The organism is Acinetobacter sp. CIP A162, from assembly GCF_000367905.1.
GTDB classification, from domain to species: Bacteria; Pseudomonadota; Gammaproteobacteria; order Pseudomonadales; family Moraxellaceae; genus Acinetobacter; species Acinetobacter lwoffii.
Genome location: NZ_KB849159.1, coordinates 1013493 through 1027617 on the forward strand (window position 1 = coordinate 1013493; position 14125 = coordinate 1027617).

The window sequence follows — 14125 nt, forward strand, 5'->3', positions numbered from 1 at the left end:
CGTCAGTATAGAAAGGTCTCCTTTCATTCAGGATTAAAAATTTCTTTAGGGATTAAGAAATGAAAAAATTAGTTTTAGCGACATTATGTGGTATTGCTTCAGCACAGGCATTTTCAGCAGAAGCTTCTGAAGACCGTATGCAATTTCTTGAGTCACAGTTAAAGCAAATCCAGGCAGAACTAGAACAACAAAAAGCCGCGCAACTTGCATTAAAGAACCAGCAGGAACAAGCCAAAGCGCAAGACTCTAAAACGCTGAGTTCAATGGTAGATAATGTCGATGTTTATGGCTTGATCCGCTTTGATGGTGCAGTCGATTTCAAAAGTACTACTGAAGCCCGTGGCCGTACCATTAACCAGATTAATAAAGTACCTTTTACTGAACCGGATTCTGTACGTTCCGATTTTACTGCGGCTGCCAGCCGGATTGGTTTCCTGGCCAAAGATCTAGGAGGCAATCCGAATGTTTCTGCTCGTTTAGAAGCCGACTTCTGGACCAACAATGGTAAAGGCGATGGTGGATTACGTATCCGTCATGCACACTTAAAATACTATAACTGGACGTTTGGTCAGGCCTGGTCATTGATGTCAACACCAGAGATTAGCACTGAAGCTGTCGACTACAGCTTGTTCCTGGGTGGATCAGTCTTACGTACACCTCAGGTGAGCTATGCTTTCAAACTTGATCCGGAAAATACCTGGAATGTCGGTCTGGAGTACATGGCCGGTGGCGATCGTTCTTCTGCCTTACCTGCCTTAAGCACTAAATATGTTCATCAATCAGGCCCTCTTCATTTATTAGCTCAAGGCTTTGTCAATCAAAAGCAAGCGCAAACAGATACAGGTGATATTGAAAAAGTTGGCTGGGGTGTGGGCGTTGGTGGACGTTACCGTTTAGATGATCAAAACTCAATTCAGGGGAACTATTTCCATATGGTCGGTGATCAGCGTATTGCAGCTTTCTTGACTCAAGGTTCAACAACCGATGGTGCTGCCTGGGGTGGCGATTATTCAGTCGATCCAATCAATAATGAACTTTTATTGAATGAGTTCAATAGTATAAATATTGGCTTCACGCATAAATTTACGCCGAAACTACGTAGTAGTATTAATGCCAGCGTGGTTGATTTTGATGATTCTAGCGATTATGCCAAAGCCAATCCGGAAACCAATAAGCGCTTAACCGACTATGTGGCTAACGTGATCTATTCTCCTGTTCCAAAGATTAATTTGGGTGCAGAATATCATCATGGCAAGCGTGAAACCTTTGACAATAAGGAAGCAGATATTTCGCGTATCAACCTCTCTGCCAACTATAGTTTTTAAAGCCTCAGGAGACAAGGATGTCAGCCCAAGGGCAAATTTCACGCCGTTTCATGTTCATGATGGCAATGACCTGCGCACTCTGCGCAGGTTGTAACTATTTTAACCAGCCCTTGATTTATTCTATTGCAGAGGATCTGCAGATCAGTGTGGCTCAGTCTGGCTGGACTGTAGTACTGACCCAGATTGGCTATGCCACCGGATTATTTTTGTTTGTCCCTTTGGGTGACTTGTTCGAAAAACGGTTGTATATCTGCAGTTTGATGTTCTGTACCGGATTGGCGCTTATTGGGCTTTCAGCCAGTACCAATCTGCATATGTTGTATGGCTTTACCCTGCTCGCCTCTTTTTGTTCGATCACCACCCAGATTCTGATTCCTTTTGCCGCCAGCCTGTCGCAGCGTGATAAAAGTGCCGAAGTCGTTGGCCTACTCATGAGTGGTGTTCTGGTGGGTATTCTGTTTGCCCGTACCGTGGCCGGACTGATTTCTACTTTATGGTCCTGGCATGCGGTGTACTTGTTTAGTGGTTGTGCAATTCTTCTGCTGAGTCTGGCCATGTGGTTCCAGTTACCAAGCGCTAAGAGCCAGTTGCAGATGAATATATTGCAAATTTATCGCTCACTATTTACCTTTGCACGCACAGAACCCATGCTGATCCGGCGTAGTATGATCGGAGGTTTGGGTTTTGGCATGCTGAGTATTATCTTTACTACCATGACTTTTATTCTGGCTGAAGCACCTTATCATTTTAATGATTTCCAGATTGGCCTCATGGGCATTGTGGGGGTGGTCGGCATCTGGTCCTCTCAGTGGACCGGTAAAATGATTGGCAGGCATCGGGAAAAATGGATTGCGCATCTGGCTACGTGCGGACTGATTCTGGCCTGGATTCCTTTATTCTTTGCCCAGAATTATTTATGGATTTATATCTTGGGCTTAATTCTGGCTTATTTTGGAATTTCCTGTTTGCATGTCTTGAACCAGAATCTGGTCTATCGAATTTCAATGCAGGCTCGCTCGCGGATTAATGCCATCTATATGACCTGTTATTTTTCAGGTGCCGGTCTGGGTGCATTTTTATCGCTGCATTTATGGAAAAGCTATGGCTGGTCTGCCTGCGTCATTTTAGGTTTTATTTTTGCCGTGTTGATCTTTTTGATTAACTATTATGATTTAAACCAAGAAAGAAATTTAGCCAATATTCAGCCTGAGCCTTAGATACTGTTAAAAACCTTTGGGGTTAAAAGCTTATTTTTTTATCCCGCTTTCTGTACCGAGCATAAATTATAGAGATGATACGCTGATAAAATAGAAAAATTCTTTAAGCCTGTTTAACGTTTCCTTTCTATCTGAAGAGCGGTTGAAAATATTGATATCTTAACTTTTAGAGTTAATTCAATTTACTATTTTCCATTGCGAGATAAACAGGCTTCAATTCAGTTAAAGGTGCAGGTTTTGCATAAAAGAAGCCTTGTAGCAGATCACAACCCTGTTGATAGAGTAAACTGGCTTGACTTACGGTTTCGACCCCTTCCGCGACAACTTCCAGATCCAGCTGATGGGCTAGATGAATAATCGATTGCACAATTGCAGCATCCTGACCATCGAGGGGCAGCTCTTCAATAAAACTACGGTCTAACTTGATTTGATTAATCGGCAAGCGACGCAGATAACTGAGACTCGAATAACCTGTGCCAAAGTCATCAATGGCGACCTGTACACCTAAAGCACGCACTGCTTTCAAAATTTCTATGGTTCGATCTGCACCATTAATGATGACACCTTCCGTGATTTCAATTTTAAGTAATTCCGGCGGTAATTGACTGAGTTCAAGTGCATGTTCAAGCACCTGCAAAAAGCCTGCTCTACGGAATTGCAAAGGAGAAATATTCACCGATACCGTGATCTGGCTATTGTGTGTCTTGTTCCACTCGGCAATATCTAAACAGGCCTTTTCCAATACCCATTGACCTACACTAATAATTTGCCCAGTTCTTTCTGCAAGTGGAATAAAAATCGCTGGGGAAATATAACCCTGCTGTGGATGGCACCAACGGATTAAAGCTTCTACACCTGTTACCAGTCCAGTTTCAGGATGAACCAGCGGCTGATAGAACAGGTCAAAATTTTCCTGATTGATCGCTTCCATGAGTTCCAGACGCAGATTGGTATAGTCTATTTCTGCGACAGGCTGCATTCTGGTTTTTTCATACCACTGCCACATATTACGACCTTGTCTTTTGGCTTCCTGCATCGCCAAAACAGACTGGTAGATCAATTCAGAAGAATGATGGATCGAACTGTCATCTGCCACAATACCAATACTGGCACTTAAATGTATTTTGTACTGATCAACAATAAACAGCATGGAAAGAAGATCAAGAATTTCTCCGGCGATCGCCTCGACTTCAGTATGCTCATCTGTCCCTGAGAGCAGCAAAATAAATTCATCTTCAGCGAAGCGGCATAGCACATTATTGCCTTGAACAAATTTTTGCAGCCGCTCGCCTACAATTTTGAGAATCTGGTCACCCACCAGATGACCTAAGCTGTCATTGATATTTTTAAAATCATCCAGATCTATATACAGCAAGACTAAAGGTTGTGAGCTCTCGTGCTGTGCTTCAAAAATATTTTCCAGAATCTGTTTGAATGCATACTGGTTCGGTAAACCGGTTAAATGGTCATGGGTATGCTGATGCTGAATATATTCTTCGTGAATACGTTGCTGGGTAATATCTTCCTGAATCCCCAAAAAATGGGTGCAGGTTCCTGTCTGGTCAAAAATAGGACCTATAGTTAAACGATTCCAGAACCAGCTACCATCTTTACAGTAACTTTTTATAGTCACCTGAATTTCTTTTTGTTCTTTGACCGCTTGCTTGAGTAATGCAATCTGATCCGGATCAGTATCTGGACCCTGTAAGAAAAAACAGCTTTGTCCTAATACTTCTGCTGCTGTATAACCGGTGAGCTTTAGAAAAGCCGGATTTACATACACCATTAGCCTTTCTTCAGAGACATCGGTAATAAAAAGACTATTCGGACTGGCCTCTACCCCCCGTTTTAATAATCGTAGAGACTCCTTGTTTTCACGCGATACAGTAATATCTCGGGCAATGCCAATAATACCGGTGACTTTCTGATTTTGAATAATCGGTAAATTGGTCAGATCCAGCCATAAGATATCGCCTGCAACATTATAAATTGGAAGTTCATAATGTTGAGATTTACCTTGCGCCGCTTCTGAAAATGAAACGTTAGCAAGTTCATGGAATTCGGGCGGTATGAAGGCACAATAGTGCTGACCATGAATTTGCGCTTTAGAAAAACCTGTAATTTCTTCGCAAGCAATATTGGTATTAAGCACATGTCCCTGTAGGTCAAGTTCAAAAATAATATCTGGATGATAGGTATAAAATGAGCTGTATTTTTCATTAAGCTCATGTCTTTTTTGGCGTTCCTGATCAAGCTCAATTGCCAGAGCAACTAATTTTGCCGCTTGTTGTAAAAGCTGAATATGATGCTCAGTCGGTATTTTTGGTGTTCGATAATAGGTAGCAAACGTTCCGTACAGAATATCTGAAGCATTAATAATCGGCATAGACCAGCAACTAGACAATTTTTCTGCATTTACCAAAGCACGATAAGGCTGCCAGTTTGGGTCTTTCATTAAATTCGGACTAATGACCAACTGACGTAAAAAGGCAGCTACGCCACACGATCCTTGATTTGGCCCAATTTTCAAATCTTGAATAGCATTACAGTACTCTTTTGAGAAGTGTTGTTTACCACTTATGATATTTAAAGTTTGTGTGTCATCCTTATAGAGCATAATGGTGACAAGCGCATCTGGAATACGCGATTCAAGCCACTGGCTAATGACATCGAGGATAGGTTTAAGTTCAGTATGGCGACCAATCAAATTAAAAATATGAAAAATTTCTTGATCATCACAATTATTATTCATTCAGACTATCACCTTCCTTAGCTTGTTAACATTTTAGACTTATTATTCAAATAATCATTAGCAAAAGTTTGTATTTATATCTTTAAAATGCGGAAATATGGTCAATATTACGTGTATTTGATAATAATTCTAAAATTTAAAAATCACAGCCGAAGCTGTGATCTAAAACTATACTTTTACTCAATCAGAATATTGCGGACTTATTTTTAGGCTGCTTGTTGACGACTGTCCACTAATTTACAGCCAGTCTGCCGTTGCAATTCTTCAAAACTTAAACCATCCACTATTTCAATAACCTGAGCCTGGTTGTCTTTTAATTCAATCACACAGAGATCGGTATAAATACGGTTGACACAATGTTTACCTGTTAGAGGATAAGTCAGTTCTTCAACAATTTTTGCTTCACCGTTTTTAGTCACATGTTCCATGCAAACATAAACACAGCGAGCACCCACCGCCAGATCCATCGCACCGCCTACAGCAGGTACAGCATCAGCATTACCGGTATGCCAGTTCGCCAAATCACCATTAATAGCCACCTGGAAAGCCCCCATGATACAGATATCCAGATGCCCGCCTCGCATGATATCGAAAGAGTCGGCAGAATTCATAAAACTGCCACCTTGCAACATGCTTACGAGTTCTTTGCCGGCGTTAATCAGATCATCATCTGCCTGTTCAGGATCACTCAATGCAGCAAAACCTAAAACGCCATTTTCCGAGTGTAGAATTACTCCTTGTTCAGGTTTTAAATAACCTGCTACGCGTGTCGGTAAACCAATACCCAAATTTACAAAAGAGCCGGTTGGAATGTCTTGTGCAACTTTAGCTACAATCTGTTCACGACTACGTTTTTGAATATTCATTATTTAATATCTCCAACCTTGACCACATGCTGTACAAAAATTCCTGGCGTTACAATGATCTCTGGATCAAGTTCTCCCAGTTCCACAACTTGATGGACTTGTGCAATGGTGGTTTTTGCTGCTTTGGCCATGATCGGACCAAAATTCCGTGCTGCCTTACGGTAGGTCAAGTTGCCCCACTGATCTGCCTGATTGGCATAAACCAAGGCATAATCAGCATGTATCGGATATTCCAGCACATAATCTTTTCCATTGATATTACGGGTTTCTTTACCCTCAGCTATTTTGGTACCAAAACCGGTTGGAGTAAAAACAGCCCCTAAGCCAGCACCGGCTGCCTGAATACGGCAGGCCAGATTACCCTGTGGTACCAGTTCTAGCTCAACTTTTCCTGCTTTATACAAATCTTCAAATACTGTTGAGTTATTGGCCCGCGGGAATGAACAGATCATTTTTTTGACCAGTCCGGACAATAGCAGATTGGTTAGACCACGATCTCCGGAAGCAGCATTGTTGTTAATAATGGTTAAGTCTCTAGGACCCAAGTCAATTAATGCTTCGATTAATTCTACCGGTTGACCTGCCAGGCCAAAACCACTGGTCATAATGTGTGCACCATCAGGAATTTGCTTAAGTACCGTCTCGATATCCTGCGTGATTTTATTCATCATATTGCTTCCTAGCATGTTCTATCTATATTACGAGTGCAGATTAATCTGCCTTTTGTGGATCAAATAAGCGGTCTTTAATAAAGAAAGCGGGTATCAGGCCGCAAAGAAAATAGGCAATGCCCATAATCAGTAAGCCGGTACCAATTGAGCCTCCTTGAGCAAAATAGCCAATGGTAAGAGGTGCAAACACCGCACCCAGTCGGCCTACGTTATATGCCCCACCCACTGCTGTTCCACGCACTTTGGTGGAGAAGCTTTCTGTCATGTAAGTCGCATTAATACCGTATGGAATACCATAGAGAAAACCGAAAAATAACATCAGCCAGAGGATATTATCCGGCGTATTACCAAAGACAATCACAGGGATAAAAATTGCAGTACCCATAGTGCCGAAAGCAAATACCGCACGACGGCCAATCCGGTCAGCGATAAAACCAGCAATAACTTTGGTACACATCATGATCAGGAAAGTCCCGATCATATACATGGTCATTTCTTTAAACTTGATTCCCAGATCAGTCTCTAAATACGCCGGTAGCCAGTTGCTGACTCCATAATATCCAAACTGTAAAAATGCGGTACTGAAGGACCAGAGGATAAACATGCGACGGCTAAGTGCATCTTCAAAAATCATTTTAAAAGTATTTTTTGGTTTTTCCTGCAGAATACCACTGGCTTTTGCATCCAGGCGTGCTTTACGCGCATCTAACCAGGCTTTCGGCTCAGGCACCAAGAAGTACATCGCGAAGGCCAGTACAATTGGAATAATGGCAATATAATAGAGGTATCGCCAGCCAAATTCAGGCAATAGCCATCCAGCCAGAACAGTTGCGACCACCGAGCCTAAAGTCCAGCCAGTCATAAGCGTTGCCAATACTGTAGAGCGATATTTGGTGGGTACATACTCTGCCATGAGTGTGTTACAGGCAATATATAGAGCACCTAGTCCAATCGCAGACGTAAAGCGCAGCCATTTGAACTGATCATAACTTTCTACGAATCCTAACCAGAAGGTTAATGAAGAAAATAATGCAATGGCAATGACGATCACACGAACCCGGCCAAAACGGTCACAAGCCCAGCCACCAAAAAAACCGCCGATAGCCATGCCTGCAAGCGTCCAGCTCCCTAAGGCACCGGCCTGCATATTACTTAATGAAAACTCTTGTTTCAGACTGGTCAGACTGTAGGCTAATAACGCAATATCAGCACCATCAACCAATAATGCTAAAAATGAGAAAATAAAGGCCAGAATCCAGACTCTTTGCTTGGGTTCGTTTCCACCTTCCACTGGGTGTTGTTGTGAACTGATCGTATCCATAATGCTCTTTCTACTTTTCGGCACTCCTGTGCCTTTTTAAAACGCATATTTCACTTAATTATTTAGGTGAAATATAGAATATTCGCTGATCATTACCACGCTTTAGCAAGGTGGTATAAAATGATTTTCAAAGTTCTTGATAAATTTTCTCTGCAGAAATCACGTAGCAATACATTGAATGATGTGATTAAGCACAATTCTTAAACCCGTAAAACAATCTAGCCAGCAATGCTGGCTAGAAGTTGATGTCAGGTTTAGTTGCAAAAGGCTGCAATTCCGGTTTGTGCACGACCTAAAATCAGGGCATGTACATCATGGGTACCTTCATAGGTATTTACCACTTCCAGATTAACCAGATGACGGGCTACACCGAATTCATCGCTAATGCCATTTCCACCCATCATGTCACGGGCCAAACGGGCAATATCCAGTGCCTTGCCGCAGTTGTTGCGCTTGATCAGTGATGTACCTTCAACTGAAGCAATGCCTTCATCCTTCATGCGGCCAAAACGTAAAGCCACCTGCAAACCGAGTGCAATTTCAGTTTGCATATCTGCCAGTTTCTTCTGGATCAGCTGATTCGCAGCGAGTGGTCGACCAAACTGTTTACGGTCCATGGTGTATTGATGTGCGGTATGCCAGCAGAACTCTGCAGCTCCCATGGCACCCCAGGCAATCCCGTAACGTGCACTATTCAAGCAGGTAAAAGGTCCTTTTAAACCGCGAACTTCCGGAAATGCATTTTCTTCTGGAACAAAGACGTTATCCATTACAATTTCACCGGTGATTGAGGCACGTAGACCCACCTTGCCGTGAATCGTTGGAGCAGAAAGCCCTTCCCAGCCTTTTTCTAAAATAAAGCCACGAATGTCACCGATATTACCTTCGGCAGAAACTTCTTTGGCCCAAACTACAAATACATCGGCAATCGGACTATTGGTAATCCACATTTTTGCGCCAGTTAAACGGTAACCACCCTCGACTTTTTTAGCACGGCTAATCATGCTGCCCGGATCCGAACCATGATCCGGCTCGGTCAAGCCGAAGCAACCAATATATTCACCGGTTGCTAATTTTGGTAAATACTTCTGCTTTTGCTCTTCAGAACCAAATTCATTAATGGGTACCATCACCAGAGAGCTTTGTACGCTGGCCATTGAACGGTAACCTGAATCGACACGTTCAACTTCACGAGCAATCAGACCATAACTGACATAATTTAAACCTGCACCGCCGTACTGTTCCGGAATGGTTGGACCGAGTAAACCCAGTTCTCCCATTTCACGGAAAATAGCCGGATCGGTTTTTTCATGACGGAACTGTTCCAGTACACGCGGCATCAGTTTGTCTTGACAGTACGCTGCCGCTGCATCGCGAATCATGCGCTCTTCTGATGTCAGTTGCTGTTCTATTAAAAACGGGTCTTGCCAATCAAATCTAATTTTTGTCGTCATTTTAATATTTCCTTATTTTAAAATTATGAGATTAGGCGGTTGCTTGTTTAATCATTTCACGCGCAATAATAATTTGCTGGATTTGTGTGGTTCCTTCATATAAACGGAACAGACGCACATCACGGTAGAAACGTTCAATTGAATATTCACTGATATAACCCGCTCCACCATGAATCTGCAAACAGCGATCAGCAACTCGACCACACATTTCAGTTGCAAACATTTTGGCACAAGAGGCTTCAGTCGTAACATTTTGGCCAGCATCACGTAGACGCGCAGCATCCAGCACCATACATTTGGCTGCATAAATCTCGGCTTTGGAGTCTGCCAACATACCTTGGATTAGCTGGAAATTCGCAATGGGCTGGCCAAACTGTTTGCGCTCCACTGCATAGTTGAGTGCGTCTTCCAACATACGCTCAGCCATGCCGACGCTATAACCAGCAATGTGCAGACGGCCCTTATCCAGAACGCGCATTGCTGTTTTAAAGCCGATCCCTTCTACACCGCCAATCAGCTGATCTTTATGCACTTTACAGTTATCAAAAATTACATCACAGGTATAGGAACCATGTTGGCCCATTTTCTTGTCAATTTTACCTAGGCTTAAACCAGGTGTACCTGCTTCAACTAGAAATGCTGAAATACCGCTCGCACCTTTAATCTCTTGATTGGTACGTGCCATCACGGTAAATGTCGTGGCACGTGGTGCATTGGTGATGAAGCGTTTAGTTCCGTTTAAAATATAATAATCGCCGTCTTTGACTGCACTGGTTTTTAAAGCAGCAGCGTCTGAGCCGGAATCCGGTTCGGTCAAACAGAATGAACCAATAATTTCGCCCGTTGCATAACGCGGTAAATATTTCTGTTTTTGCTCTTCTGTACCGTCGATAATGATGCCGCTTGAGCCAATGCCGTTGTTAGTACCAATTAAAGAGCGAAAGGCAGCCGATGTATGGCCCAATTCCATCGCGACCAGAATTTCTTCTTCCATGGTAATGCCTAAACCACCATATTCTTCAGGAATCGTCAGGCCAAACAAGCCCAGCTCTTTCATCTGTTCCACAATATGTTCAGGAATGGCATTGTTCTCTTCTACTTCATGCTCAAGAGGCACCAGTTCATTTTTTACAAAATCGCGAATCGTTGACAGAAGTTGGTCTAGCATTTCCGGATCACGAATCATATGAATCTCCATGGATATAATTTAGGTAAATTCCTTTACCCTTATTTTTGTTTCGTATTACGAAATAAATAATCATATAAAATCATTTTGAGCAAGTGAAATTATTAAAAATTTTATATTTTAACTAAAAAATGAAATTTTTCTGGTATTCCAGTTGATTTGTGTTTAATATTTAATTTCACGATACGAAATATTTTGATGAGTGATTATTCTATTTATCAGTTTTTTTGAATAGATAATTAAACCTTTTTTCTTGCTGTAATATTTATCGATCACTGACTCTTTCGGAGAAATCGAAACTTTTTAAATGTATTGGCTACGTGTTAAACCTAAAAAACTAGATGATTTTATATTGTCTTCAAAGTTGGGTAACAGGATTCTTTTCGACCACAAATAATTTCGGCACTTTTTCCTATATTTTATCTTTTGTAGAAGTGTTTTATTTTGTATCGTGAAATTATGTTGCTATCATATTCATTAATTTAACTTTAATTGCCCTGACCATGACAAAAAATAAAACTGGTGAAATTCCCAACTTTGATGAAATCCGTTTAGATCCGATTTCACATATTCATAGAGAAAATAATCCTCAATTTATTGCGTCTATTGCGCGTGGATTGGAAATCTTACGTTGCTTTTCAGCGACCAATCAATTGCTTGGCAATCAGGAAATTGCACAATTAACCAACTTACCCAAGCCAACTGTGGCCCGTATTACCAGCACCCTGGTTTCTTTAGGTTATTTAAAACAACTACCGAATACCACGAAATATCTGTTGGATGTTGGCGTATTGGCTTTGGGTTATGCAGCTTTGAGTAATATTTCTGCGCGGACTCAGGCTTATCCGTTTATGGAAGAAATGTCCCGTTATTCCCAAGCCCCTGTGGCAATGGCTACCCGTGACCGTTTGAGCATGATTTATCTGGAAGTGGTACATACAGAATCGACGCTAACCATGCGCCGCCCTGTCGGTTCGACTTTACCGATTCATAGCAGTGCCATGGGACGGGCCTGTCTGGCAGCGATGGATGTGAAGGAACGCGAATATTTATTTGATGCCATCAAGAAAAGAAACGAAGATCAGTGGCCAACCATCAAGCGTAATCTGGAACGTGCAATCCGTGATTATCAGGATTATGGCTACTGTCTGTCTTTAGGTGACTGGGCTAAGGATGTGAATTCCGTGGCAGTTCCATTGGTTCACCCTAAACACGGGATATTAACGTTTAACTGTGGTGCTCCAAGTTATCTGTTAAATCAGGAAAAACTGGAAAATGAAATTGGGCCGCGTCTGATTCACATGGTGAACAATATTGCTATGAATCTCAATAATATATAAAAAAATTAATCATCAGAGCGACATTCAGTCGCTCTTCTTATTGAATACCCAATCTACACATCTTCTTCCTTTATCTATAATTTACAGCAAACCTTTTTAATACGGTGAAATAGATAAGATTTAAAAAATAGATAAAGTCCTATTTCAAATAAAAAGATCAAAAATAAGCTTCATAACCGATTTAGATAATGCTATAAATATCGTATAGCGAAATTGGATTTTATATTATGGAAGATATAACAAGAGAATCGATGGAGTTTGACGTCATCATCGTAGGCGCAGGCCCTGCGGGTCTTTCTGCTGCGATCAAAATCCGTCAGCTTGCAATTGAAAACAACTTAAACGATTTGTCCGTTTGTGTCGTAGAAAAAGGCTCCGAAGTCGGTGCACATATTCTGTCTGGTGCGGTACTTGAACCGCGTGCCATGAACGAGTTGTTCCCGGACTGGAAAGAACAAGGTGCCCCGCTGAATGTCCCGGTGACTGAAGATAAAACCTTCTTCCTGCTGTCAGATGAAAAATCACAGGAAGCACCGCACTGGATGGTGCCTAAAACCATGCATAACGATGGCAACTATGTCATCTCGCTCGGCAACGTGGTGCGCTGGTTAGGCCAGAAAGCCGAAGAACTCGAAGTATCGATCTTCCCGGGCTTTGCGGCATCAGAAATTCTGTATCATGCCGATGGCACAGTCAAAGGCATCCAAACCGGTGACATGGGCATTGGTAAAGATGGCGAACCGACGCATAACTTTACCCCGGGTTATGAACTGCATGCCAAATACACGTTATTTGCTGAAGGTTGCCGCGGTCACTTAGGTAAGCGTTTAATCCAGAAGTTCAACCTGGACAAGGATGCTGATCCGCAACACTACGGTATCGGCATTAAAGAGTTGTGGGAAATCGATCCTGCCAAGCACAAACCGGGTCTGGTGATGCATGGTGCCGGTTGGCCACTTTCTGAAACCGGTTCTTCAGGCGGCTGGTGGCTCTACCACGCGGAAAACAACCAGGTGACCCTGGGCATGATCGTGGATCTGTCCTATACCAACCCCCACATGTATCCGTTCATGGAAATGCAGCGCTGGAAAACCCATCCATTAATTAAGCAATATCTCGAAGGTGGCAAGCGTATTTCCTATGGTGCCCGTGCCGTGACCAAAGGTGGTTTTAACTCGCTACCAAAATTCACCTTCCCGGGCGGCTCATTGATTGGTGATGATGCCGGCTTCCTGAACTTTGCCAAGATCAAAGGCTCACATACTGCAATGAAGTCCGGCATGCTCTGCGGTGAAGCGGTGTTTGAAGCAATTGCGGCCGGTGTACAACAAGGCGGTGATCTGGCGATTGCACGTGTTGTAGAGGGTGAAGATTTCTTTGTCAAAGAACTCACCGCGTATACCGATAAGTTTAACAACAGCTGGCTGAAAGAAGAGCTCTATAACTCGCGTAACTTCGGTCCTGCGATGCACAAGTTCGGTCAATGGATCGGTGGTGCCTTTAACTTTATCGACCAGAACGTGTTTAAAGTTCCATTCACTTTACATGATCTGGTTCAGGACCATGCTGCGCTAAAAACCCAGGCAGCTGAAAGCTTCAAGCCGACCTATCCAAAACCGGATGGCAAGCTGACCTTTGACCGTCTGTCTTCAGTGTTTGTCTCGAATACGGTCCATGAAGAGAACCAGCCAGCGCACTTGAAACTGACCGATGCTTCGATTCCGGTGGAAGTCAACCTGCCGACATGGGATGAACCTGCGCAGCGTTACTGCCCGGCGGGTGTCTATGAAATCATGGAAAATAATGACGGTTCGAAACGTTTCCAGATCAATGCAGCCAACTGTGTGCACTGCAAGACCTGTGACATCAAGGAACCGTCCCAGAACATCACCTGGGTAACACCGGAAGGTGGTGGTGGTCCGAATTACCCGAATATGTAAGGTAATTCCTGTGAATGAGAAAAATACATCTATTTCTCACATTCACATACCCA

At 42.7% G+C, this 14125-nt stretch carries 10 protein-coding genes; 4 read left to right on the top strand and 6 right to left on the bottom strand.

All coding sequences use genetic code 11. The features are described 5' to 3' along the window. The first annotated feature begins 59 nt into the window (after window positions 1-59). A complete protein-coding gene (locus F995_RS11250) occupies window positions 60-1325 on the top strand; it encodes a DcaP family trimeric outer membrane transporter (protein WP_004646966.1) in 1266 nt (421 codons plus the stop codon). A gap of 17 nt (window positions 1326-1342) precedes the next feature. After that, window positions 1343-2542: an MFS transporter gene (locus F995_RS11255; RefSeq protein ID WP_004646967.1), complete on the top strand. Its 1200-nt coding sequence runs from the start codon at window positions 1343-1345 to the stop codon at window positions 2540-2542. Between the two features lie 172 nt (window positions 2543-2714). On the opposite strand, the gene F995_RS11260 is transcribed toward F995_RS11255, so the two are convergent. The 6 genes from F995_RS11260 to F995_RS11285 all read right to left on the bottom strand — a co-directional run bounded on the left by F995_RS11260 (window position 2715) and on the right by F995_RS11285 (window position 10792). Beyond that, window positions 2715-5294 (bottom strand): bifunctional diguanylate cyclase/phosphodiesterase, encoded by a 2580-nt coding sequence (locus F995_RS11260; protein ID WP_004646969.1) that lies wholly within the window; start codon window positions 5292-5294, stop codon window positions 2715-2717. A gap of 206 nt (window positions 5295-5500) precedes the next feature. Beyond that, window positions 5501-6160, bottom strand: a complete 660-nt coding sequence (locus F995_RS11265) for a 3-oxoacid CoA-transferase subunit B (protein WP_004646970.1) — start codon at window positions 6158-6160, stop codon at window positions 5501-5503. Further along, complete coding sequence (locus F995_RS11270; protein ID WP_004646971.1) at window positions 6160-6831, bottom strand: 3-oxoacid CoA-transferase subunit A; 672 nt, start codon at window positions 6829-6831, stop codon at window positions 6160-6162. The genes F995_RS11265 and F995_RS11270 overlap by 1 nt, the downstream gene beginning before the upstream one ends. A gap of 40 nt (window positions 6832-6871) precedes the next feature. Continuing rightward, the gene (locus F995_RS11275; protein WP_004646972.1) at window positions 6872-8152 is read right to left on the bottom strand and encodes an MFS transporter; all 1281 of its coding nucleotides are present in this window, start codon (window positions 8150-8152) and stop codon (window positions 6872-6874) included. Window positions 8153-8406: 254 nt separating this feature from the next. Next, on the bottom strand, window positions 8407-9606 hold the full coding sequence (locus tag F995_RS11280) for an acyl-CoA dehydrogenase (protein WP_004646973.1): 1200 nt from the start codon (window positions 9604-9606) through the stop codon (window positions 8407-8409). Between the two features lie 31 nt (window positions 9607-9637). Then, window positions 9638-10792 carry an acyl-CoA dehydrogenase family protein gene (locus F995_RS11285; RefSeq protein WP_004280318.1) on the bottom strand — a complete coding sequence of 385 codons (1155 nt, stop codon included), beginning with the start codon at window positions 10790-10792 and terminating at the stop codon, window positions 9638-9640. Between the two features lie 503 nt (window positions 10793-11295). On the opposite strand from F995_RS11285, the gene F995_RS11290 reads away from it, so the two are divergent. Continuing rightward, the gene (locus tag F995_RS11290) at window positions 11296-12132 is read left to right on the top strand and encodes an IclR family transcriptional regulator (RefSeq protein WP_004280319.1); all 837 of its coding nucleotides are present in this window, start codon (window positions 11296-11298) and stop codon (window positions 12130-12132) included. A gap of 227 nt (window positions 12133-12359) precedes the next feature. Beyond that, entirely contained in the window at window positions 12360-14072 is a 1713-nt protein-coding gene (locus tag F995_RS11295; RefSeq protein WP_004646974.1) for an electron transfer flavoprotein-ubiquinone oxidoreductase, read from the top strand. Window positions 14073-14125 lie beyond the last annotated feature (53 nt).